The sequence below is a fragment of the Enteroscipio rubneri genome, assembly GCF_002899715.1.
GTDB classification, from domain to species: domain Bacteria; phylum Actinomycetota; class Coriobacteriia; order Coriobacteriales; family Eggerthellaceae; genus Enteroscipio; species Enteroscipio rubneri.
Genome location: NZ_PPEK01000013.1, coordinates 55,084 through 77,666, shown reverse-complemented (window position 1 = coordinate 77,666; position 22,583 = coordinate 55,084). Strand labels below are relative to the sequence as shown.

Here is a 22,583-nt window from a genome sequence, read left to right as displayed (position 1 = left end):
AAGTACGTGGCCGAGAGCGAGTGGGGCTCGAGGCGCTATCTGGACGTGACTCTGCTGGAGGGGTAGCCGCACCGGACGGCGGGCTTATGAGGCTGTCGGAAAAGTGCGCAAGATTCTTGACGGTACCCAAAAATGCATTCGCGAAAGATTGCTGACTTGTACTACCCGCGAGACGAATTATTCCCTGCATATAACGAATTACCGTCAATTCCTAATATGCGATGGAGCGAAGAACTGCTTGTTGCTGTATTTTCGAGAAGTCCTCGGTTTAAGCTTTTTGGCGAGGGTAATAAATGTCTGGTTGACAGGCAGGAAAACCCAGATGTGTTTAATGCCGAAACTTTCTACCATACTTTGCTAGAAAATGAATTCTATGGATGGTCGACATTCGGATCGTTTGTTGATTACTGCAACAGTCGATCCATCAGGATGGATCTGGAGCCTGAATTCTTTGACGCATTCGACACGATACAAGCCGACGAATACTCTATTGAAGCTCTATAGGCTCCGTAGCGAAGGAGGCTATAGCGTCGCCTTCGCTACAGTGAGCGCTCCATGATGCAGCCATAATATCGGCTTAATATTTATTTATTCTCGTTTCATCCCTGTAATTTCTGATTCCTCTGCATCAAGCTGCGATCGGGGAATCTTCGCTCCCAAGTCTTGAAGCATGTTAGCAAGTACCTCTATTTTCTCAGTAAGGGCTTCGCTCATGTCGCCTGCACGCCTGATGCGCGAAAGTTCCACGTAGACCTTTGCTATTGCATCCTTGAGAGCCTTGAAAGTGCGTGTGCTGGGTTGAACGACGATGGTGGTATCTGTAAGTTTGGACATGATATATTCCTGCTTGGTCATGTTTGCCGTTTTGGCAAGCAAGTTCACCAGATCGTTCTCCTCGGGTGTGACCCTGAAAGCGATGGTCATGTTCCTCTTTCGTCTCTCGTTGGGGCAGGGCATCAGAAAACATCTCCCTTCGACACTTCTAGCGCGTTCGCCATTTCTTCTTGCACGTTAGGGAAGAGGTGTGCGTATCGGAACGTGATGTCCGTTGCCTCGTGGCCTAACCTCTCGGCAATCGCGAGGGCCGAGAATCCCATGTCGATGAGCAGGCTTACATGGCTATGCCTTAAATCATGGATTCTGATTCGTTTCACACCGGTCTGGGCGCACCCTCGCTTCATCTCATGGGCGAGGTAGTGCTTGGTCGTCTTGAACATGCGTTCGTCTTTCTCGATGTTCGGGATGCCCTCCAGGTACTCTTCGACCTCCTCTTTGAGGAATTCGGGAATCTTTATCGTCCGCACTGACTTGGGGGTCTTAGGATCGGTTATGACATCCCTGCCGTGCAGGCGCTGGTACGAGGAGTCGATGCGCATCTCTAGTCGCGATAAATCAAACGAGCTCGGTGTGAGTGCGAGCAGCTCTCCTTCGCGCACGCCCGTCCAATATAGAATCTCGAACATGATGTAAGACATTGGCTTTTCCAGCATCGCCTCGGAGAATCTGAGGTACTCGTCCTTCGTCCAGAACAGCATCTCTCCGGCTTCCTTCGCTCCGATCTTCATAGTCTTGATTGCCGGGTTGGGGTAGAGGCCGTAGTATCTGGCCGCGTGGTTGAAGATCGCGGTCACCTGATTGTTGATGGTGCGCAGGTAGGTGGGAGAGTACGCCTCGCCGTTCGCGCGCTTTGCATCCATGAGCCTGTTCTGCCAATGGATGATGTCGATGCTGCGGATGTCTTCCATCCTCATGCGACCGAAGAACGGCTCTATCTTCGTCCGGATAATGTGTCTCTTAGTCGCCCACGTTGTCTCGCGGATGCGGGGCTTCATGTCGTCCTCGTAGATAGTAAGGAAATCCGAGAACTTCATGGCCATCGACTGCCCGCGCGTCGCCTTGTAATCGTTCTCCCAGTCCTCTGCCTCGGACTTGCTCGCGAAACCTCGCTTGAACTTGTGGACGTCTCGTCCTTCCTTGTCCTTGCAGCGGAACTGCACGGTGAACGTGCCGTTTGGCATTCTCCTAACGGACATCGGTGACCTCACCTTCTTTGCTTCTATCGCCGAAGTACACAGCTTCGAAATACTCGTTGCTCACGCGGCCGGGGATCACCTTGCAACCGCGATGTGCCATTTCTTCGTTGAGCTCCCGGATAACGGTGTAGGCAGTCGTCCGAGAAACCCCGAGACGGTCCGCCACCTCTTTGGCGGTGAGCATCCTTCGCAATGCTTCCATTCTGTCCTCCTAAACAGTTCAAAAACGAACGGTATAAGAAGATACTATACGTTCAATAACGAACGGTCAATACGTACCGTTCGTTTTCGTGCTATTCTTTCCAGATAAGCTTACAACCCGGCGTTGCAGAAGAGGCGTTCATGAAAACAGGCGAACTGATACGCAGATACCGCAAGATGCGCAAAATGACTCAGGCGGACCTCGCCGAGGCCTGCGGGCTTTCTGATTCCGCCATCAGGAACTACGAGCTGGGCAATAGAAAGCCAAGCGAGGCGCACGTGAAAAGCATCGCCCAGGCCCTGGAAGTAGCTCAGGAGGCGCTTTTGGATGTCGACGTTGACTCGGTCCGCAAGGCCCTCGAATACCTTTTCAGAATCGACGAGGGGACCGGGTTGAAACCAGCAAGGGGTGCGGAGGGCGATGTCTTCCTGACAGTCGATCGCAACTCCCCGAAGGCGCCCAAGCTATCCACTGCGTTGGAGGCATGGATGCGGCAGCGTGAGCGACTAGATGCTGGGGAAATCTCCCAGGAGGAATACGACGCTTGGAAGGCCAGCTTCGGAATGTCCGATTTGTAATCACCTCGGCATGTTTCGCCTTTTCCGGAAAAGCCTTGTAATCACCCCTCAGATATCTCTATTTGCAAGCCCCTCCGGGAGTAATCGGAGGCCGTTTTCGGCGTCTCAAGCCATCTAAACCGACCTTAGAATGCATCGATCCTCCGATTTTTCGCGAAAAAATATCCCCCTATTTTGACCTGGGATTCTTGTCTTTCAAGTTCTCGAAAGGGCGGGGTGATTACAAAGTGATTACAAATCGTTGTTTCGCGGCGGGAATGCCTGAAAGAATAAAATCAGGTGGTTTGCAAGCGTGCCTTTAGGTGTACATGGTTGAACATGGCTGTCAAGCAGTACCTAACAGCGTCCACCTTTTTGGGATAATTTGAATCATTCGAGCAGATGAAAGGCTAAAAATTTACCCCTAGAAAAGACTATTTTCCAGGGGCAGTAGAGTTGGATTATTCTCGAGATTCGCTGGTGGTTATATTGATTCTTGCGTACCGTGGTGTACTAATGTTCACTGGAATAACTCCAGGTGGATTGCACTTTTTAGGGCTCAGGCCTACTCCCACTCGATCGTCGCGGGGGGTTTGCTCGTGATGTCGTACACAACCCGGTTGACCCCCGCCACCTCGTTCACGATCCTGCTCGAGATCACGTCCAGCACCACATGCGGCAGCTTCGCCCAGTCGGCGGTCATCGCGTCGCTCGACTCGACGGCTCGCAGGATGATGGGGTAGGCGTACGTGCGCTCGTCGCCCATGACGCCGACGCTCTTCACGTCGGGCAGCACGGCGAAGTACTGCCACACGCTGCGCTCGGAATTGCGGTCGCCGGTCTCCTCGAACACGCGCACGTTGTAGGCGTCCAGCTCCTCGCGGACGATGGCGTCGGCGTTCTTCAGAATCTCCAGCTTCTCGCGCGTCACCGTGCCGATGATGCGGATGGCCAGGCCCGGCCCCGGGAAGGGCTGGCGATGCACGATGTGGTCGGGCAGCCCGAGCGCCGTGCCGAGTGCGCGCACCTCGTCCTTGAAAAAGTGATCCAGCGGCTCGATCAGGTCGAACGACACGCCGTCGGGGAACGGGATGAGGTTGTGATGGCTCTTGATGGTGGACGCCTTGCCGCCGGTCTTGCGGGCGCCACTCTCGATGATATCGGGGTAGATGGTACCCTGGGCCAGGTACTTCACCGGCCGGCCGCCCTCGGCGAGGTCCTCCGCCACGGCGAAGAACTCCTTCCAGAACTGCGAGCCGATGATGCGGCGCTTCTGCTCGGGCTCGACGACGTCGGCCAGCAGCGCAGCGTAGCGGTCCTCGGCGTGCACGTGCACGAAGTCCACGTCGAACTGCTTCGTGAACACCTCTTCCACCTCTTCGGGCTCGTTCTTGCGCAGCAGGCCATGGTTGATGAACACGCAGGTCAGCTGCTTGCCGATGGCCTTCGCGCACAGCGCTGCCACCACCGACGAGTCCACGCCGCCCGACAGGCCCAGGATCACGCGGTCGCCGCCCACCTGCGCGCGGATGGCTTCGACGGCGTCGTCGATGATGGAGTCCATCGTCCAGGAGGGCTCGAGGCCGCAGATGCCGAACAGGAAGTTCTTCAACAGCTCGTCGCCGTGCGGTGTGTGACGCACCTCGGGGTGGAACTGCGTCGCGTACAAACGCCGCTCGGCGCACTCCATCGAGGCCACGGGGCACGTGGCGGTCGACGCCGTCACCGCGAAGCCCTCGGGCACCTCGGCCACGGCGTCGCGGTGGCTCATCCACACCGTCTGCTCGACGGGCGTCTCGCCGTACAGCAGGGACGCGCCCTCGTCGCAACGCCTCAAAGCAGCGGCCCCGTACTCGCCGGCGTCGGTATGGCCGACCGTGCCGCCCAGCGTCACGGCCATGATCTGCTGCCCGTAGCAGAAGCCGAGCACGGGGATGCTCAGCTCGAAGATGCCCGGGTCGATGGACGGCGCATCCTCGGCGTACACGCTCGCGGGCCCGCCCGACAGGATGATGGCCGCCGGCGCCATCGCGCGCACTTCCTCGGCGCTCACGTCGCACGGGACGATCTCCGAGTACACATGCACATCGCGCACGCGGCGGGCGATCAGCTGACCGTACTGCGCTCCGAAATCGACGACGATGACCAGCTGATCGGTTGGGGTGACGGTCATGGCTGCTCCTTTGATAAAAGCCGGAGCCTCGCGTTATACGGCACAGGCCCGGTGATCCTGGACGAGAAAACGAATTCTAACCGAATAGTACACGAACGTGCGCCGGCCTCGGTTGATTCGAACCGGATGCGCACGCCTTTTGCAAGAAACGCCAACCCTTTCGCGCATGGCAGTGCGCTTGCCACCGCGATGGATGCCAGCCCGTCTCCAAAGGCCTGCCTCTGCAAGTGGGCGATGCTATAGTACCCTATGGCACGAGCGATTCCGTGCAACGACGATGGTCATCGGTAGTCGCAGCTGAGCCCGGCGCCCAGTGGTCGAGGTTCGATTGATCCCCACCGTCATGATGACCATACTCGAATCCGAGCGAGGAGCGAACATGGGAAAGCAGGTCGTTTTCACCAGTAAGACCACGGCGTTGATGTTTCTCGCGGTGGCGGGTTTCGGCTTACTCCAAGGCTCACGCTTGCTTGACCAGGGGTCGGGGCCGTACTCCTCGCAGCCCTTTGTGATCGCGGGCATTGTTGCGGGCGGAGCGTGCTGCATTCTCGTTGCGTTGCTTTCATATTTTGCGAACCTCAACGACGTGCGGCCCGTGTTTGCCGCAAGCCTCGTGCTCATGGCTGTGCGCGTCGCGGTTTCCTTTCTCTCCGACGCTTCGCTTGCCCTCACACTGGTGTCCCAGGTCTCGGCGGGAATCGGATGGATGCTCATCCTGCTGTGCTGGATGCAGGTGTTCGTGAGCTACCGCCCTGTCTACGCCGTTCCCATGATCGCGGTCGGTTACATCCTCGATCTTGCCATCGTCCCGCTGGTGAACGCCTTCTTCCCAGAAGGCCGTCACGCTGCGTTTCTAATTGCGCTCGGTATCTCCGTGGTTGCGCTCGGCGTCTGCCTGGCATGCAACCGTTCGATCGCCGACGACATGCTTGACGACGCGCCGCCCCACGCATCCATGCGGGAACTTGCGGTCCGCGCGGGGCTCATCTTGTATGCGATTTTCATCGTTGCGGCACCGTGCGGTTTCATCATCCAGTCGGACATACTCGGGGGGCTGCAATATGTCCAGGCTGATCTCACGGCTTTCATGGGGATTGCCGTCTCGTTCGTCTTGCTTGTGCTTTTGGTCGTGTTCAGACCGCAGAAGCGCACTATCGACCTGGCGTATCCCATCTCCATCATCTGCCTGATTTTCGTCCTGCTCTATCGCGTGTTTGCTGCGGGCGACGGCTACGTATCGGGGTCGATGATGGCCGCTTTCCTCATGACCTTTTTCGGCGTATTCTGGATCACTTTCGTGCGCGAGGCCCATGAGCGTCGGTTGCCGGCATTCTTCCTTCTTGGCCTAGCTGTGGGCACGGCCCAGCTCTCGCTGGCTGCAGGGCGCATAACCGCTCTCGCTTTGCACAACCTTGCAGCGGTGCAAAGCGAGCAAGCCGTTGCGATATGCGCGCTCGCCTTCTTGGCTATCGGGATTTGCGCGGCGGTGACATGGGGCGTGCATCGTTTGGAGCGGGTTGTCCTTGTGCCAACCGAGCGCCTTGAAGGCGGAGTGCCTGCCGCGGGGGAGTACCCCGTTGCTCGGGAGAGCATCCGTGCCGATGGCGGCGTCGAGCAGGTCGGACGGTCCGAAGCGGAGCAGCTGGCGGATACGCTCGGCGCGAGCGGCGCTCTGCCGACGGTCGTCAGCATTGCCGCGCTCGACCTGCTGAAGGAGACGTACGGCCTTTCGAGGCGCGAATTTGAGGTGGTCGCGGAATTCTCCACGGGTCGCAGCGCGCGCTACATCGCCGATGCGCTCATGTTGTCGGAACATACCATCAAGTCGCATCTGCGACGCGCGTACGCGAAGATGGACGTCCACTCGCGCCAGGAGCTTCTGAGCCTCGTCGATCAGATGGAGGCCCGCATCCACGCGCGCGGCTGATCGTCGCGGTCGTCTTGTCGTGCATGCAGCGAGCCGCCAGCATGGACGCGGGCGGCTCGCAAGGGGAGGGGGAGGATAGGCGGGGGAAAGGTCTGAGCCGGCAACCTTAGGCCGTCTCGGCAACTGCGTTCCGGCCCGCAATCCGGCCGAACACGACGGAGCTTATCTGCCAGTCGCCCGAGACGGTATCCTGGCCGAACTGGCCGCCGGTGCACATGCCGGCCGCGTACAGGCCGGGAATGACGTTGCCGTCGACGTCCTTGACGCGTGCATTCTCGTCGGCATCGAGGCCGCCGTGAGTGTAGAGCATGATGCACGTTTCGACGGGGCCTGCGTAGAACGGCGGCGTATCGATGGGTGAAAGGAAGTGAGGGTCTTTGCCGAATTCGTCTGCGCCGGCAGCGCATCCTGCGTTGTAGCGCTTGATGGTCTCGACCAGCGTCGCCTGCGGGATGCCGAACGTCTGCTCGGCGTTCGCAGCCATCTCCTCGACGGTGTCCCCCTTCACGACGAAGCCGCCTTCGATCCACTTGTCGAGCACTTCAGGAGCAGGATTCACCTGATCGGGAACGATGTGCCCGTCGAGGATCGGGTAGAACACGTTGTCCGGCAGTGCCAGCACATCGTTGGCGACTGCGCCGCGCGCAGCACCCTCGTCGGTGAAACGCGCGCCTTCGGAGCTTACGAGCACCTGGTTGACGGTGCGCGTGATGCCCGCCACGGCCACGCCTTGTTCCATGAGCTCGGCGGTGGAGTAGCACGGTTCGGACATGAGGTACTCCATATGACGCACGTTCGCTCCGATCCTCTGCGCCGCACGAACGGCCTCGCCGGTGAAGGGGCCGTAGGGCATCCCCATGCTCGCAAACGTCTCGCCCGCGGCCTTCGGTGTTTCTGGCAGCGGATTCATATGGCGTGGAACCATCGTCTCGTCATTGGACCACGGACCCGTGCACAGGATAACAGCCTTGCGCGCCTTGATGCGCTTCGCATCGTCCCCGTCGCGGTAGACCAAGCCGACAACGCGTCCGCTATCGTCGACGACGAGCTCCTCGAACGCGCACTTGCTGAGCAGCTTCCCCTGCTCCTGCACGATGGGGACGAGCTTCGTTGTGAGCTCGCCTGCGGTTTTTGCGATGTACTTGCCCTGGCCCTGCCGACCTTCGGAGAGCTTGAGCTTCTCCTTGAACTCGCAGCCGTGCTCCACCATCCAGTCGATGGCGTCAGAGGCATTGTCGCACCAGATGCGGACGAGTGCCGGATCTGCGGTGTTACCCGAAACGTTCATCGCGTGCTCGAACATGAGATCGGCGCTGTCCTCCACGTCGGGGAAGTTCTGAGCGATGCCGAGCGATGAGCCGGGGGCGCAGTACTGCACGGTGGCGCTCGTCGCCCCGCCGATCATTTCCTCTTTTTCGAGCATGATGACCTCGGCACCCGATTCCAGGGCGGTGACGGCTGCGGCAACGCCGGCAGCGCCCGAGCCCACGACGACCACATCGGTTTCCTGATCCCAAGTATTGCCTCCTGCAGAGCTTTCCGACGTCGGCGCGCATGCGCTCAGTGCGCCCGCTCCCAAGATGCCAGCCGTGCCAAGGCCTGCTGCCGCGATGAACGACCTGCGGGACAATCCCTTTCCACTGTGCTGTGCGACCATTGCTCCTCACTCCTTCGAACGAACCGTCATGCGGGCGTGAGCCCCGCCATAACCCGTATATCGTCGTGCCGGCCCGTGCCGGCGATGTGCACGATATGCCCCGACGGCCCTCCCGTATCGCACGAAAGGGCCAATCCCTGTAGCCCGAAAGGGATGAACGCGTGGAAACCTCCACGTCAGCACTTTGCTACCGCACGGAAATGGCCTTGTTTCCAAAGCAGGGCGCGCAGCGATGATCGATGCAAATATGTTCATTTCTCGAACACGGGCTCGTCGAGGAGGTTTGCGCCGACTGCATGAGGTGTGCTCGTGTACAATTCCCGGCATGGAGAACGCACGAGACAACATAGCGCCCGCCGAGCAGCCGATGCCTGGCGTGGCCAAGGCGTGCGAGATTGCTTGGAAGCCTGCCGGCGGAGGCGAAGCGCGCGAGGATGGAGCGACGGTTGCGGATAGCGTCCGTTCCGACGGTGCGAAACTGGACGCGCCCGAAGCTCAGCCTGAGTATCGCGAGCTTCTCTCTGACGAACGTCGACGCGAGATGCACGCCTCCTTCAACAATCGCATCTCCTACCTGTGCAAGCTCGCGGCCCTTGTCATCGCTATCGTCGCATTTGCGACCATTGCGCTTGGGCAGGAGCTGCTCGAGTTCGTGCTCATGGGGCTGTGCCTGTCGGTGGCGCTGCTCGCCCTTGCCATGCTGCAAGACCATCATCAGCGCAGGCGCTAGCCGCCGGCTCCGCCTGCCTCACTGTCCGATCCGACCAACCGAGGTACTACGTTTATGATCTTCGAAGCTTTGAAAGCGTTTCTCATCGGCATCGTCGAGGGCATCACCGAATGGCTGCCCATCTCGTCCACCGGCCACATGATCCTCGTGGACGAATTCGTGAAGCTGCAGGTGTCCGACCAGTTCCTCGCGCTGTTCCTCGTGGTCATCCAGCTGGGCGCCATCATGGCGGTGCTCATCCTGTACTTCCACAAGCTCAATCCCTTCTCACCGAAGAAGACGAGCGTCGAGAAGCGGAGCACGTGGCGCCTCTGGGGCATGGTGGCCATCGGCTGCATCCCCGCGGCCATCATTGGGCTCTTGTTCGACGACTGGGTGAACGAGCACTTCTACAACAAGGTGACCGTCGCGGCCATGCTCATCCTCTACGGCGTCGTGTTCATCGTGCTCGAACGCCGCAACCGCCGCCGTCTGCGCGAGGCCGAGGCCGCGCTCGAAGCGCCGCGCGGGCGGCACGCGCGCCAGTCGTACGGCGACGCCGCCGACGAGGCCGAGGCGCAGCTGTTCAAGATCACCGACGTGGACGAGATCGACTGGAAGACCTCCCTCAAGATCGGCTGCTTCCAGGTGCTCGCCATCATCCCGGGCACGAGCCGCTCCGGCGCCACCATCATCGGCGGCATGCTGGCGGGCTGCTCGCGCACCGCGGCGGCCGAGTTCACGTTCTTCCTGGCCATCCCCATCATGTTCGGCTGGGGCCTCGTGAAGTGCATCAAGTTCTTCGCGGCCGGCATTGCGATGACCTCCACCGAGATCGTCGTGCTCGCAGTGGGCATCGTCACGGCGTTCGTCATGTCGGTGGTGGCCATCAAGTTCCTCATGGGCTACATCAAGAAGAACGACTTCACGGCGTTCGGCTGGTACCGCATCGTCGTGGGCGTGCTGGTGCTCGGCTACTTCGCCTTCGAATCGATGGGCATGTTGCCGTAGGCGAGTCGGCGTTGTTCGCCGTCGTGAACTTCCTGCCGAATCTGAGCGGCGCGCATTCCCAGCGCGTCGCTTTTGCTATCATGATGTGCACACGAGGGCCGGAGGCGTCCATCGGACGTGCAGGCCAGGCTCGTTAACGTGCGAATCAAGAGAGGAAAAACGATGTCTGAAGAGAACAGCTCCTTTGCGGAGATCCAGGAACATCGTGCCAAGATCGACGAGATCGATCGTCAGCTGGTTGCGCTGCTCAACAAGCGCGCGGGGCATTCGCTGGTCATCCGCGGTCTGAAGCCCGACGCTCACATGGGCCTGTACGACCCGAAGCGCGAAGAGGAGATCTTCGCCAAGGTGAACAGCTATAACGAAGGCCCTCTGTACAATGAGAACCTCCGTGAGATCTATGCCAGCATTCTGAAAGTCATGAAGGAGACTCCGTCGGTATGAGCGAGCAGATAGCATCCAAACTTCCCGATTACGGCACCATCACCGACGAGATCACCATCTTCGCCGGACCCTGCTCTGTCGAAAGCGAAGAGCAGTTCGACGAGGTGGCAGCGTGCATCGCGGGTCTTGGCCTGCGCTGGATTCGCGGTGGAGCGTTCAAGCCGCGCACGAATCCGCACTCGTTCCAGGGATTGGGCGAGGATGCCCTCAAGATCATGAAGGGCGCTGGTGACAAGTACGGTCTCATGACGCTTACCGAGGTCATGGACTCGGCGCACTGCGCAATGGTCCACTCCTATGTGGACGGCCTGCAGGTGGGCGCGCGCAACTTCCAGAACTTCAGCCTATTGAAGAACATCGGTCAGGTGACGAAGGACTCGCACAAGATGGTGCTGTTCAAGCGTGGGTTCGCCGGCACCATCTCCGAGTGGCTCTCGGCCACCGACTACATCACCATGGAGGGAAACGACAACGTCGTGCTGTGCGAGCGAGGCCTGCGCACGTTCGAGACGGCCACGCGCTTCACGCTGGACATCTCTGCTGTTCCCGTCGTCCATAAACAGAGCCTGTATCCCGTCTGCGTGGACGTGTCGCATCCGGCGGGCGTGCGCGACCTCGTCCCCGCGCTTGCGCGGGCTGCAGTGGCCGTCGGCGCCGACTCTCTCATGATCGAGGTGCATCCCAACCCGCCGGCCGCCCTGTCCGACGGCCCGCAGCAACTGACGCCTGCCCAGTTCGAGGACCTCGTGGCCGAGCTGCGCGAGATCGCCGCTGTTTTCGGTAAGAAGATCGTGTGATGTTTCGGTGGCCTGGCGGCCGCCGAAACTACTCGACGCTGCGGGGGCCTTCGGCACTCCGCTTCGGCGCTCCAAGCCCTCGTCGCGTACAAAGTACGCTTCCTCGGGCTTTCACGCCGAATCGAAGCACCGAAGGCCTCCTCGCTGACTGACTGCGCCGACCTGGGCGGCGGACATCCAACCTGCGAGCGTTCGACCTGCTGCTTCGCCCTGCCCCTACGCGAACAGCTCGTCGATCTTCGGCATCCATTCGCCGACGGGGATCTTCTGCGGGCAGCGCTCCTCGCATTCCCCGCAGCCGATGCACGCGCCCGCCGTCGCGCCGTTCAGGGGGATGGTGGTGGCATACTCCCACTTCGCGCGCTCGATATCGCCGCTCAGGACGTACTGGTTGTACGTCTGGAGGTTGTAGGGGATGGTGACGCCCTGGGGGCAGCCGGCACAGTAGTTGCAGCCGGTGCAGGGGATGGTGGGGTAGGCGGCGAACTGGCGCTCGACCGCATCAAACACCGCATGCTCCTCGGGCGAGAGCATGCCCGCCCGCGCACGGTCGGCGTACGCGCAATCGATGTCGACCTCCTCCGGCGAGCCCATGCCCGAGAGCACGAGCGACACCTCGGGAAGATCCCAGAGGAAGTCGAACGCCCACTCGACGGGGGACCGGTCGGGGTCGGCGGTGCGGAAGGTCTCCCGCACGTCGGCGGGAACGTTCACCAGATGCCCGCCGCGTAGCGGTTCCATCACCATGACGCCGATGCCCTTATCCGCTGCGAGCCGCGCGGCCTCGAGTCCGCCCTGGAAGCCGCGGTCGAGGTAGTTCAGCTGCAGCTGGCACACGTCCCAGTCGGCGTAGTCGATCACTTCCCGGAACAGGTCCATGCGGTCGTGGAACGAGAAGCCGATGTGCTTGACCAGGCCGGCCTCTTTCGCGGCGAGCAGGCTCTCGACCACGCGGTGGGGGAGGACGCGGTTGCGCCAGTCCTTCTCCATGACGCTGTGCAGCAGGTAGACGTCGATGTAGTCGGTCTGGAGCCGATCGAGCTGCTTGCGCAGCAGGCGGTCGAAGTCGTCTTCGCCCTCGATCATCCAGATGGGCGACTTCGTGGCGATAAGGGCTCGCTCGCGGTATCCGTCTTGGAGGGCCTTCCCGATGATCTTCTCGCTTTCGCCGTGAAGGTAGTTGAAAGCGGTGTCGAAGTAGGTGATCCCCGAATCGATGGCATGGCGAATGAGCTCGACGGAGCGCTCCACATCAGCTCCTCGACTGCTCGTGTAGCCCTGGCCGCCCTCCCGAAGGGGCAGGCGCATCGTCCCCATCCCCAGTGCTGAAACCTCCATACCGGTCGAACCCATTGCGCGGTACTGCATGCGGCCCCCTTTCAGCTCGCGCTCCGCGTGGTTGACGGCGCGCGCGTCGTTGCAGGCCCGTCTCGCAGGGCGCTGCCCTCCGCCCAGAATACCGCATCGCCGATGCGCGGGCGAGCGGCCAATATCTCGAATATGGCGAAGCGCCGCAACGGATTCGACTCTGCATTTCTTGCATCGCTTTGTCGCGCTGCGGCGGGAAGCGCTACAATGCTGCCTCACGAAGAATCGACGAGAATCGTCTTTCGCGCGGCCACCGCGTCGCGCGCGCATCGAAGGAACCGACACATGCCAATCGACATCGATACCCTGAACGGGCCGCAGCGCGAGGCGGTCATGACTACGGACGGCCCGCTGCTTGTGCTCGCGGGCGCCGGCTCGGGCAAGACGCGCGTGCTCACGTACCGCATCGCCCACCTCGTCGAGGACCTCGGCGTGGCGCCGTGGGAGATACTCGCCATCACCTTCACGAACAAGGCGGCGAGCGAGATGCGCGAGCGTCTTGGCGCGCTCGTCGGGCCGTCCAGCCGCGGTATGTGGGTGTCCACGTTCCACAGCATGTGCGTGCGCATGCTGCGTGCCGACGCCGAGCGCCTGGGCTTCACGCGCAACTTCACCATCTACGACACCGACGATCAGAAGCGCCTGTACAAGGAGATCATGGCCGAGCTCGATATCGACCCGAAGCGCTTTCCTGTGAACGCTCTCATGAACCGCATTTCCGCAGCGAAAAACGAGCTGGTGGTGCCCGGCGACTTCGAAAAGGAGGCGTCCGATCCGGTGGGGAAGGTTGCTGCGCGTGTCTACATCCGCCTGCAGGAACGTCTGAAGGCCGCGAACGCCTTCGACTTCGACGACCTCTTGCTGTACGCCTACCTGCTGCTCAAGAACCACGAGGACGTGCGCACGGCCTACCAGCAGCGCTTCCGCTACCTCATGGTGGACGAGTACCAGGACACGAACCACGCCCAGTACGCCATCACCAAGCTCCTTGCCGAGGCGCACGAGAACATCATGGTGGTGGGCGACGACGACCAGTCCATCTACTCGTGGCGCGGCGCAGACATCCGAAACATCCTCGAGTTCGAGCAGGACTATCCTCGCGCGCACACGGTGAAACTCGAGCAAAACTACCGGAGCGTGGGCAACGTGCTGGCCGCAGCGAACGCCGTCATCGCGAACAACCAGCACCGCAAGGCCAAGAAGCTGTTCACCGCCGCCGAGGACGGCGACAAGATCAATGTGTTCATGGCCGCCGATGAACGCGACGAGGGCCGCTGGATTGCCGGCGAGATCGAGAAGCAGCGCGCAGCGGGGCTGTCGTACAACCAAACGGCCGTGTTCTACCGCACGAACGCGCAAAGCCGCATGCTTGAAGATATGCTGCTGCGCGCCGGCGTGCCCTACCGTATCGTGGGCGGCACACGCTTCTTTGACCGCGCCGAGATCCGCGACGTCATGGCCTACCTCACGCTCGTGGTGAACCCGGCCGATGACATCGCCGCCAAGCGCGTGATCAACGTGCCGCGTCGCGGCATCGGCAAGACTACCGTCGAGCGCATCGAGCAGTTCGCCCGCGAGATGGACATGACGTTCATGGAGGGCGCCGAGCTGGCCATCGTCGATCCCGAGCTGCGCGCATCCGCACGTCAGTCTGTTGCCGAATTCGTGGGCCTGGTCAACGAGGCGCGTGCGTACGGCGGTGATCTGCGCAAGGTCATCGAGGCTATCATCGACAAAAGCGGCCTCATCGATGCGTTGCAGAACGAAAACACCGACGAAGCGCGCGGGCGCATCGAGAACATCCAGGAGTTCCTGGGCGTCGTCGACGAATTCGCGGAGACCCACGACGAGGACGAGGCTGACTACGCTGCTCCGACGGTCGACAGCGACGCGACTTCCGACGCCGCCCCCGTGCGCGTGCTGCGCGGCGATTCGCTCGCGGACTTCATCGAATGGGTGCGCTTGCGCACCGATCTCGATACGGTGTCCGAAGACGGGCGCGCTGTCACGCTCATGACGGTACACTCGTCCAAGGGCCTCGAATTCGACTGCGTGTTCGTTGCCGGCATGGAGGAGACGTTGTTCCCCCATATGAACAGCGTGGCCGATGCGACCGGTATCGAGGAGGAGCGGCGGCTCGCTTACGTGGCTATCACGCGAGCGCGCAAACGCCTCTACCTCACCTGCGCATCGCAGCGCCAGATATTCGGCCAGACGTCGGCCAATCCGGTTTCGCGCTTCATCCAGGAGATCCCCAGCGAGCTGCGGCAGACTTCCGGTGTGGGTTCGGCCGGGTTCAGCGGAACCGGATGGGAGAAGCGGGGCAGCCGCCGCGGCATCGCGGGCTCCGGTGCCGAGGCGGGGGAGGGCCGCGTGTTCGGACGCTCAAGCGCGTCGGGGCCAAGCGGGCATTCCGAGCGTCGCAGCTCCAGCTTCGCGCGCCCGGAGGCGGGCAAGAAGGCCGCCGCCAAGATGACGTTTGCTGCCGGAGACGCCGTGGACCACAAGACGTTCGGCCGCGGCAAGGTGACGAAGGTGGACGGAGATACGCTCTACGTGAAGTTCGCGAAAAACGGTCAGACGAAGAAGCTGCTGAAAGATTACGCGCCTATCGTGAAGATAAACGGGTAGCGCTGTCCCTTTCGGAATGCAGCCTCTGTTCGTGCGGCGGAGGGGTGTCGGTCGGCGCCTGCCTGCAGCCCCCTTTTCTTCGGGGCTGCAGGCGCATGGCGCCGCCGCTGCGGCTTGACTCTGGTTTTTCGACTGCTTCCTTGCATGTTGCGGGCTCATGCCGCATGATAAGAGGGTGGCAATGCTGTCGGGTCGGCCCAAGGTGCAAGCCGACGATGCGAGTCGAGCTCGACCTGCAGCCCGGGCTCTTCGTTTTCCGGAGGCGAGAGAAAGAGGCTCCTATGAAGATCGTCGCCGATTCTTCCCTCATGTTCTCCGTCGAGGAGGGCGTTCGGCGCGGGATGATCGTTCTGCCGCTCGTCGTAAGCGTGGACGGCGAGACGTGGCTCGAGTACGAGGATATATCCGCCGAAGAGTTCCTCGCGCTGGTGCGCACGGGTTCGCTGCCGCAGAGCGCTTCGCCGCCTCCCGCGCTCACGCTCGCGGTGTACGACACCGACGAGGAGGTTGTCCATCTGGCCATGGCCGACGGGCTCTCGGGCGCGTACGAACTCGCTTGCGGCTTGCGCGCGCAGGCGCGGCATCCCGAGCGCGTGCACGTTGTGAATTCGGAAACGCTGTGCGTCCCGCATCGGGCACTGGCGTGTGCTGCCGTTCGCATGGCCGGTCAGGGCCTCGATGCGGCTGCCGTCGTCGATGCGCTCGGTCCGATGATAGCCTCCGCGCAGTCCTACCTCGTTCCCGAGGATTTCGACTATTTGCGTCGCGGCGGACGTCTCACGCCGCTTGCAGCCACGTTTGCGCATCTGGTCAAAGCGTTTCCGGTGATGCGGCAGACCGACGATGGCATGCGCCTCGAGAAGCTGAAAGTGGCGCGCTCGTTTGCCAAAGCGATTGCTGCCATCGGCGACGATCTGGAGGATCGCGGCGCAGGGGAGGGCTGTTTCATCGGCGTGAGCCATGCGGATAACCTCATCCAGGCGCAGGAGGCCTCCCGGCTGCTCGCATCCCGCTTCCCCGCATGCCGGCACGGTGTGTTCGAGCTGGGTCCTGCGTTCATCACTCAGGGCGGCCCCGGCTGCATCGCTGTGCAGTCCGTTGACTTGGGAGAGTTCTCCGACCTCGAGCTTGCGTAGCGCAGGTTGGGAGCGCACCAGGGAAGCGGCTGCCTGCAGCGCTTCGAGCGGGCTTGCTCTCGCAGTGCGGCCGTTCGGTTGCCGGTTTCAGCCCATCAGCCGGCGCATCCGGCGCACCAGGAGCACGCGCTTGGCGCGGCGGCGATGCCTCCGAGAGCGCTCTCGCGCAATTCGAAGGGGAGCGAACGACCCACCTTGTACATGGCCTCGACGGTCTCATCGAATCCGACGAGGTTGCTCACGCCTGCAAGCGCGATCTGCGCACTGGCGAGCGCGACGGCTGCGCCGGCGGCGTTGCGCTTTTGGCAAGGTATTTCCACGAGGCCGCCCACAGGGTCGCAGACGAGCCCCATGAGGTTCGCGATCGCGTTGCCGGCTGCGTCGAGGCATTGCTGCGGCGAGCCTCCCATGAGCTCGGTTGCTGCGGCCGCTGCCATAGCGGCGGCGGATCCGACTTCTGCCTGGCAGCCGCCTTCAGCGCCCGATACCGTGGCGTTGCGCGTGACGAGGTGGCCCACAGCCGCCGCCGTCTCCAGGCCGCGCGTCAAATCCGCATCCGACAGCCCCCGTGCTTCCTGCAGCGCCAGCAGCACGCCGGGCACAACACCGGCCGATCCAGCCGTGGGCGCAGCCACGATGCGGCCCATCGACGCATTCGTTTCCAGCACGCCCATCGCGAAGACGCAGGCCCGCGCAAGCACCCCGTCCGCAGCGCCGCCCGCTCCCAGTTGCGCGAGCTTCGCCGCCTCGCCCCCGATGAGCCCGCCCATCGACGCGATCGGCTTCTCGAGGGGGCCGTTAGCGGCGTCCCTCATCGTGTCGAGCACCTGTTCAAGGTAGGCGCGAGCGTCGTCTGCGCGGCCGACGCTCGCGGCAAGGGCGCGCTCGCGTTCGAGAAACGCCATGGAAATCGGCCAGCCGTGTTCGTCGCAAAGTTCGAGCAGCGCCGCTCCGCTCGGGAAATCGAGCTTTCGGAACCGCTCGGTTGCAGCATGGTCGACGTCTCCGCGCGTCCGCATCCGCGCGGCGCCGGGCACGATGCGCACGTCGAGGATGGCGGGATGCGCCTCGATGGCCGCCTTCGCCCGAGCTCCTACCTCCTGGTCCGTCTCGAGCACCGTATAGGCAACTTTGCCCTTGCCCTCGCGGTAGAGGCGTGCCGTTGCGATGTTCGCGCCGTGCGCGCTGAGGCTCTGCGCGATGTGCGCGAGTGCCCCGCGCTCGTCGTGCTGCCTCACGACGACGCTCGTGCTCTCCCCGGTGACGCGCACGTCGATACCGTCGATGCGACGAATCACCGCCGCTCCGCCGCCGATGCTCTCGCCGCGGACGCACATCTCGACGCCATCGGCATCGACGACGAGGATATCGATGGTGTTGGGATGATCGTAGTCGTCGGCTTCCGGTTGCGGCTCGAACGAAAAGGAGAGCCCCCTCTCTTCAGCCAGTCGAAACGAATCGCGAACGCGGGCGTCGTCCGCGGTGAGCCCCAGCATGCCCGCAACGAGGGCTTTGTCCGTGCCGTGCCCCGAGAGGGTATGGGCGAACGATCCGAGGAGCGCAAACGAAGCCGATACCGGTTCTGCTAAGCATAAGCTGCGCGCCATGGAGGCGATGCGCAGCGCCCCTGCGGTATGAGAACTGGAGGGCCCCACCATGATGGGGCCAATGATATCGGTCAATCCGAGGGTCGCCATGCGCCATCCTTTCCCATGATCGTATGCGAGGCCATCGTAGCGCAACCTGCGCTCGTTCGCCTGATCTTTTCATGACGTTCCCCCTGCAAGGGCGTGTGCGACGGGCTTCGGCGTGCGTATGCCGCTATACTGGGCTGCCGAAGCCAGGTCGCGCGCCCGGACGGATCGGGTGCAGGGCTGCGCGCCCGGCCCATCAAGCCGCTAGGGAATAGTTGGAAGACTCGCATCGCACTGGGTTTTCCGTCGAAGCAAAGGAGCGAGTAATGCCGGCACCGATCATCGTCGTGGGCCATAAGAATCCTGATAACGATGCCATCTGCTCGGCGGTCGGGTACGCCTATCTTAAAAACGAGCTCGTCCGCCGGGCAGCGGGCGGACGCGATCCCGATCAGGTGTATAAGCCGGCGCGCTTGGGCCCGCTCCCTCCCGAGAGCGCCTGGGTGCTCGAGGCGAACGGCCTGCCGGCACCCGATGCTATCGGGCATGTGCACGCGCGCGTTGCCGACGTCATGACGCCCGATCCCATCTCGATTGGACGCGAGGCCACGCTGCTCGAGGCGGGACAGCTCTTGCGCCAGCACAACGTGCGCGCGCTCGTTGTCGTCAACGATGACGGCACCTATCACGGTCTCATCACTACGCGCATGATCGCCGAGCGCTACGTGGCGGCCACCGACGCGCTCACGCAGGGTGCTGCCAACGAAATGGCCGTGGCGAGCGACCTCATCGCTTCGCTCGGGCAGAAAGTCCAGGATATCACCGAAACCGATGTGCTTGTGCTCGACAAGGACGGCCTGCTCAAGGACGCGGTCGATGACCTAATGGCAAGCGCCCTGCGCGAAGCGGTCGTACTCGACGACGACGGGATGGCCATCGGCATCGTCACGCGTTCCGACGTTGCCGTGCGACCGCGCCGCAAGGTGGTGCTTGTCGACCACAACGAGAAGCGTCAGGCGGTCAACGGCATCGAGGAGGCTGATGTCGTCGAGATTGTTGACCACCATCGCATCGCCGATGTCATGACGGCCGATCCCATCATGTTCCTGAACCTGCCCGTGGGCTCGACGGCTACTATCGTCGCCATGGAGTTCCGAAGGCACGGCATCGAAGTGCCGATTGCCATCGCGCGCGTGCTCCTTTCAGCCGTCATGACCGACACCGTCATCCTCAAATCGCCTACGACCACCCAGGCGGACCGGGATATAGCTGCCGACCTCGCCTCCCTTGCGGGGGTTGACCCGGTAGAGTTCGGACTGTCTATTTTCAAGTGCCGAGGAGGCGATGCCGATCTCTCCGTGGAGAAGCTCGTGGGCGCGGACTCCAAGGAGTTTCAGATCGGCGACGCCACCGTGCTCATCGCGCAGCACGAGACGGTGGACCTGCCGTCCGTCATGGAGCGCGAAAAGGAGATCCGCGAGCATATGCGCCGTCTGAAGGACGATCGCGGCTACGAGTTCGTGCTGTTCATGGTCACGGATATCATGGCCGAGGGCAGCCAGTTCCTCTGCGAGGGCAATCGTCGCATCGTGAACCGTGTGTTTGGCATCAAGTGCACCGGGGAGGGCGGCACGTGGATGCCCGGCGTGCTCAGCCGCAAAAAGCAGGTGGCTGCGCGCATTCTGGGGGCGTAGCCGGGCGCCGGCTCGCTACGAAGAGTCGCAGGGCGCTGCATGATCTGAGGAGATGACGCTGTATATGGCGGAAGTGCTGGAGGCGACGATGCTCGTCTGCTTCGGGCTCTCGTGGCCCATCAACGCGTACAAGAATTATAGGGCGGGTACGGCCGCAGGATCCAGCTGGCAGTTCATCGCGCTTATCACGGCGGGATACCTGGCCGGCATTGCCGCGAAATTCGTGGCGGGATCGGTGAACTGGGTGCTCGCGGTCTACGTGATCAATCTTGCGTGCTTGGGCGTGAACTGGGGCGTGTACGCGCGCAATCGCCGGCTCGATGCCGCACGTGAAGACCGCGCCGTTGCGGCTTGAGCGGCCGGCGTCGACCGAGCCGCAACGGCGCAGGACGGCGCTTTTTACAGCAGCACGTCGGCAAGTGTCCGCTTCGGCACGTGATGGACTCCGGCCTCATCGCGCCAATACTCGGTCGATCCGCCTTTCGGCACGTCGACGATGCGCACGACCTCGACGGGCTTGCCGAGTGCGAGCACGAGATCGGGCTGGAAGGTGTCCGTGTCGATTTCGACGGCTTCGCAGAGGCTGCGACGCTTGAACGAGCCGACGATGCAGCCGCCGAAACCCGCTTCCGCGGCTTGCAGCATGATCGTCTGCGCGGCGATGCCCTCGTCCCATGCGGTGAACGTGTCCGTGAGCGCGCGATCCAAATCGCGGCATACCACGATGTAAGCGCTCGGATGCTCGCCCGGTTCGGGCCCGTCCCAGTCGGCGAGGGCCTTCGCCCAGGTACAGCAGGCGAATACGCGCTCGCAGCCTGCCTCGTCGTCGATGATGGCATAGCGCAGAGGCTGTGCGTTGCCGCTCGATGCCACGAGGCGCGCGGCGTCTACCCATGAGACGAGCAACGCGTGGTCTATGCGCTCGCGTTCGTCGAACCGACGATAGCTCCGGCAGGCCTTAACGATGTCGTGCAGCATAGATCCTCCTTTGATCGTTCGAACTCGGCGGCTCGTCTTGTCCGTCGGATCGATTGCGCCGCCGCTCTCCATCGCGCGCGGCGTGTGAGCCGAGACTGCCGTTCGCGATCCTGTTCGTGCGCAAGCCGGGATCCCGCATCGGTTCGTGCTCCCGCATGTTCGCTCGGTCGTGCGCACAGGGTGGCGCGGCCGGGCAATCGGATTATACTGTATGAGCTAAGGCGGCGGCTCCGCATCGGCTCGGTTTCGTGCAGGAGAGCGCCGTTCCGCGTCGATCGGAAGGAAAGCCGTATGAACCCGAACCGGCTGCTCGGTCTGTTCCTTGAACTCGTGCGTATCGAAAGTCCTTCGCGCCGCGAAGCGGCGATGGCTGCACGCTGCAAGCGTGAACTCGCCGATCTCGGATTCGAGGTGCGCTTCGACGATTCGGGCACGCGAACGGGTTCGGATTCGGGCAACCTGATCGCGCGCCTGCCAGGAACCGTTGCGGGGAGCATCGTGCTTTCGGCTCATATGGATACGGTCGAGCCGTGCGAGGGCATCGTCCCCGTTGTAAAGGGCGACGTTGTCCGCTCCGCCGGCGCCACCGTCCTGTCTGCCGACGACAAGGCGGGCGTCGCAGCCATCTTCGAAGCGGTGCGTTCGATCGTCGAGGACGGTTCGCCCCGTCCCGACATCGTTGTGCTGCTCACCACCTGCGAGGAACTGAGCTTGCTCGGCGCGAGCGCGTTCGACGCCGGCGAATTGCCCGCGGGAGCGCCATGCTACGTGTTCGATGCTGACGGCGCGCCCGGTACCATTATCCTCGGGGCACCCTGTCACTACACGCTGCGGGCCGAATATATAGGCCGTGCCGCGCATGCCGGCGTCGAGCCCGAAGCGGGTGTGTCCGCCATTCGTATGGCTGCCGCGGCTATCGATCGCATGGAGATCGGGCGGCTCGACGAGGCCACCACGGCGAACATCGGACTCATCGAAGGCGGTCGCGAGGTAAACGTCGTTGCCGACCGCTGTGTTTTGGCGGGGGAGTGTCGCTCGTTGCGCACAGAGCGCGCCGACGAGGTGCGCGATGCGATGACGGCTGCTCTCGAACAGGCGGCGGAACGCTTCGGAGGAGCCGTTCATGTCGAATGGTGCGTCGATTACGGCGCCGTGCTCTACGACGAGGACGATCCGCTCGTGCAAGATGTCGTGCGAGCTGCGCACGCGGCCGGTTTGGAGCCGCGTGTCGGGTACTCGGGAGGCGGCGCCGATGCGAATGCGCTCGCCTCGCGCGGAGTGCGCGCGGTCACGCTGGGGATCGGCATGGCAAGCTTCCATTCGATCGACGAGCATATTGCCATTGCCGATCTCGAGGGCACGGCGCGTCTGGCCGAGGAGCTTGTCCGGCAGGCGACTGGCAGATAAGCTCGATCGACGGCAGAGCGCGCCGAAAAAATAGCGGTTACACCCTCGTCAGTCTTCGTGCGACTCGTTTCCGGCTCCTCATCTGCGGATATGTGGATGCACAAGTATAGATACTCCCGGATGCGTGGCGTTTGACAAGCTGCGGAGGCGATGATAAAGTTCTCGGTCGCGTCCCGTATGGGGCGTATGTTTTCCTGTGCGTACCAGCTGAACGCACAAGGAAGC

Annotated in this window: 19 protein-coding genes; 11 read left to right on the top strand and 8 right to left on the bottom strand. The window is 62.3% G+C overall.

Annotation, left to right across the window (positions count from 1 at the left end; all coding sequences use genetic code 11):
• Nucleotides 1–588: 588 nt before the first annotated feature.
• The 3 genes from C2L71_RS09985 to C2L71_RS09975 are packed head-to-tail and all read right to left on the bottom strand — an operon-like array spanning nt 589 to nt 2,235.
• Nucleotides 589–924: a plasmid mobilization protein gene (locus C2L71_RS09985; protein WP_103265615.1), complete on the bottom strand. Its 336-nt coding sequence runs from the start codon at nt 922–924 to the stop codon at nt 589–591.
• A 32-nt stretch (nt 925–956) separates the two neighbouring features.
• Nucleotides 957–2,033 carry a site-specific integrase gene (locus tag C2L71_RS09980; protein ID WP_103265614.1) on the bottom strand — a complete coding sequence of 359 codons (1,077 nt, stop codon included), beginning with the start codon at nt 2,031–2,033 and terminating at the stop codon, nt 957–959.
• On the bottom strand, nt 2,023–2,235 hold the full coding sequence (locus C2L71_RS09975; protein WP_103265613.1) for an HTH domain-containing protein: 213 nt from the start codon (nt 2,233–2,235) through the stop codon (nt 2,023–2,025). Before C2L71_RS09975 ends, C2L71_RS09980 begins: the two co-directional genes overlap by 11 nt.
• A gap of 140 nt (nt 2,236–2,375) precedes the next feature.
• Between C2L71_RS09975 and C2L71_RS09970 the strand changes: the two genes are divergently transcribed.
• Entirely contained in the window at nt 2,376–2,813 is a 438-nt protein-coding gene (locus tag C2L71_RS09970; RefSeq protein WP_103265612.1) for a helix-turn-helix domain-containing protein, read from the top strand.
• A 544-nt stretch (nt 2,814–3,357) separates the two neighbouring features.
• On the opposite strand, the gene guaA is transcribed toward C2L71_RS09970, so the two are convergent.
• A complete protein-coding gene (gene guaA, locus C2L71_RS09965; protein ID WP_103265611.1) occupies nt 3,358–4,965 on the bottom strand; it encodes a glutamine-hydrolyzing GMP synthase in 1,608 nt (535 codons plus the stop codon).
• 379 nt (nt 4,966–5,344) lie between these two features.
• On the opposite strand from guaA, the gene C2L71_RS09960 reads away from it, so the two are divergent.
• Nucleotides 5,345–6,892 (top strand): helix-turn-helix transcriptional regulator, encoded by a 1,548-nt coding sequence (locus C2L71_RS09960; protein WP_239926609.1) that lies wholly within the window; start codon nt 5,345–5,347, stop codon nt 6,890–6,892.
• Between the two features lie 106 nt (nt 6,893–6,998).
• On the opposite strand, the gene C2L71_RS09955 is transcribed toward C2L71_RS09960, so the two are convergent.
• On the bottom strand, nt 6,999–8,549 hold the full coding sequence (locus C2L71_RS09955) for an FAD-dependent oxidoreductase (protein WP_103265610.1): 1,551 nt from the start codon (nt 8,547–8,549) through the stop codon (nt 6,999–7,001).
• Nucleotides 8,550–8,874: 325 nt separating this feature from the next.
• Between C2L71_RS09955 and C2L71_RS12360 the strand changes: the two genes are divergently transcribed.
• The 4 genes from C2L71_RS12360 (at nt 8,875) to aroF (ending at nt 11,510) form a co-directional block, all read left to right on the top strand.
• Nucleotides 8,875–9,279, top strand: coding sequence for a hypothetical protein (locus tag C2L71_RS12360; protein WP_239926607.1), 405 nt, complete (start codon nt 8,875–8,877; stop codon nt 9,277–9,279).
• A 54-nt stretch (nt 9,280–9,333) separates the two neighbouring features.
• Nucleotides 9,334–10,269 carry an undecaprenyl-diphosphate phosphatase gene (locus C2L71_RS09945; RefSeq protein WP_103265609.1) on the top strand — a complete coding sequence of 312 codons (936 nt, stop codon included), beginning with the start codon at nt 9,334–9,336 and terminating at the stop codon, nt 10,267–10,269.
• Nucleotides 10,270–10,431: 162 nt separating this feature from the next.
• Nucleotides 10,432–10,713 carry a chorismate mutase gene (locus tag C2L71_RS09940; protein WP_103265608.1) on the top strand — a complete coding sequence of 94 codons (282 nt, stop codon included), beginning with the start codon at nt 10,432–10,434 and terminating at the stop codon, nt 10,711–10,713.
• Entirely contained in the window at nt 10,710–11,510 is an 801-nt protein-coding gene (gene aroF, locus C2L71_RS09935; RefSeq protein WP_103265607.1) for a 3-deoxy-7-phosphoheptulonate synthase, read from the top strand. The genes C2L71_RS09940 and aroF overlap by 4 nt, the downstream gene beginning before the upstream one ends.
• A gap of 216 nt (nt 11,511–11,726) precedes the next feature.
• Here the strand turns inward: aroF and C2L71_RS09930 are convergent, their stop codons facing one another.
• Complete coding sequence (locus tag C2L71_RS09930; protein ID WP_170042491.1) at nt 11,727–12,878, bottom strand: aldo/keto reductase; 1,152 nt, start codon at nt 12,876–12,878, stop codon at nt 11,727–11,729.
• A 285-nt stretch (nt 12,879–13,163) separates the two neighbouring features.
• On the opposite strand from C2L71_RS09930, the gene C2L71_RS09925 reads away from it, so the two are divergent.
• Both C2L71_RS09925 and C2L71_RS09920 read left to right on the top strand, forming a co-directional pair.
• Nucleotides 13,164–15,509, top strand: a complete 2,346-nt coding sequence (locus tag C2L71_RS09925; RefSeq protein ID WP_103265605.1) for an ATP-dependent helicase — start codon at nt 13,164–13,166, stop codon at nt 15,507–15,509.
• Nucleotides 15,510–15,790: 281 nt separating this feature from the next.
• Entirely contained in the window at nt 15,791–16,645 is an 855-nt protein-coding gene (locus tag C2L71_RS09920; protein WP_103265604.1) for a DegV family protein, read from the top strand.
• A 95-nt stretch (nt 16,646–16,740) separates the two neighbouring features.
• Here the strand turns inward: C2L71_RS09920 and sdaAA are convergent, their stop codons facing one another.
• Entirely contained in the window at nt 16,741–18,342 is a 1,602-nt protein-coding gene (sdaAA, locus tag C2L71_RS09915; RefSeq protein ID WP_103265603.1) for an L-serine ammonia-lyase, iron-sulfur-dependent, subunit alpha, read from the bottom strand.
• Nucleotides 18,343–18,605: 263 nt separating this feature from the next.
• Here sdaAA and C2L71_RS09910 point away from each other — a divergent pair, with 263 nt between their 5' ends.
• Nucleotides 18,606–19,973: a putative manganese-dependent inorganic diphosphatase gene (locus C2L71_RS09910; protein WP_103265602.1), complete on the top strand. Its 1,368-nt coding sequence runs from the start codon at nt 18,606–18,608 to the stop codon at nt 19,971–19,973.
• Nucleotides 19,974–20,037: 64 nt separating this feature from the next.
• Nucleotides 20,038–20,328, top strand: coding sequence for a hypothetical protein (locus C2L71_RS09905; protein WP_103265617.1), 291 nt, complete (start codon nt 20,038–20,040; stop codon nt 20,326–20,328).
• Nucleotides 20,329–20,372: 44 nt separating this feature from the next.
• Here C2L71_RS09905 and C2L71_RS09900 read toward each other — a convergent pair whose 3' ends face one another.
• Nucleotides 20,373–20,951 carry a nitroreductase family protein gene (locus C2L71_RS09900; protein WP_187143330.1) on the bottom strand — a complete coding sequence of 193 codons (579 nt, stop codon included), beginning with the start codon at nt 20,949–20,951 and terminating at the stop codon, nt 20,373–20,375.
• A gap of 291 nt (nt 20,952–21,242) precedes the next feature.
• On the opposite strand from C2L71_RS09900, the gene C2L71_RS09895 reads away from it, so the two are divergent.
• Nucleotides 21,243–22,358 (top strand): M20/M25/M40 family metallo-hydrolase, encoded by a 1,116-nt coding sequence (locus C2L71_RS09895; protein ID WP_103265601.1) that lies wholly within the window; start codon nt 21,243–21,245, stop codon nt 22,356–22,358.
• The last annotated feature ends 225 nt before the right edge of the window (nt 22,359–22,583 follow it).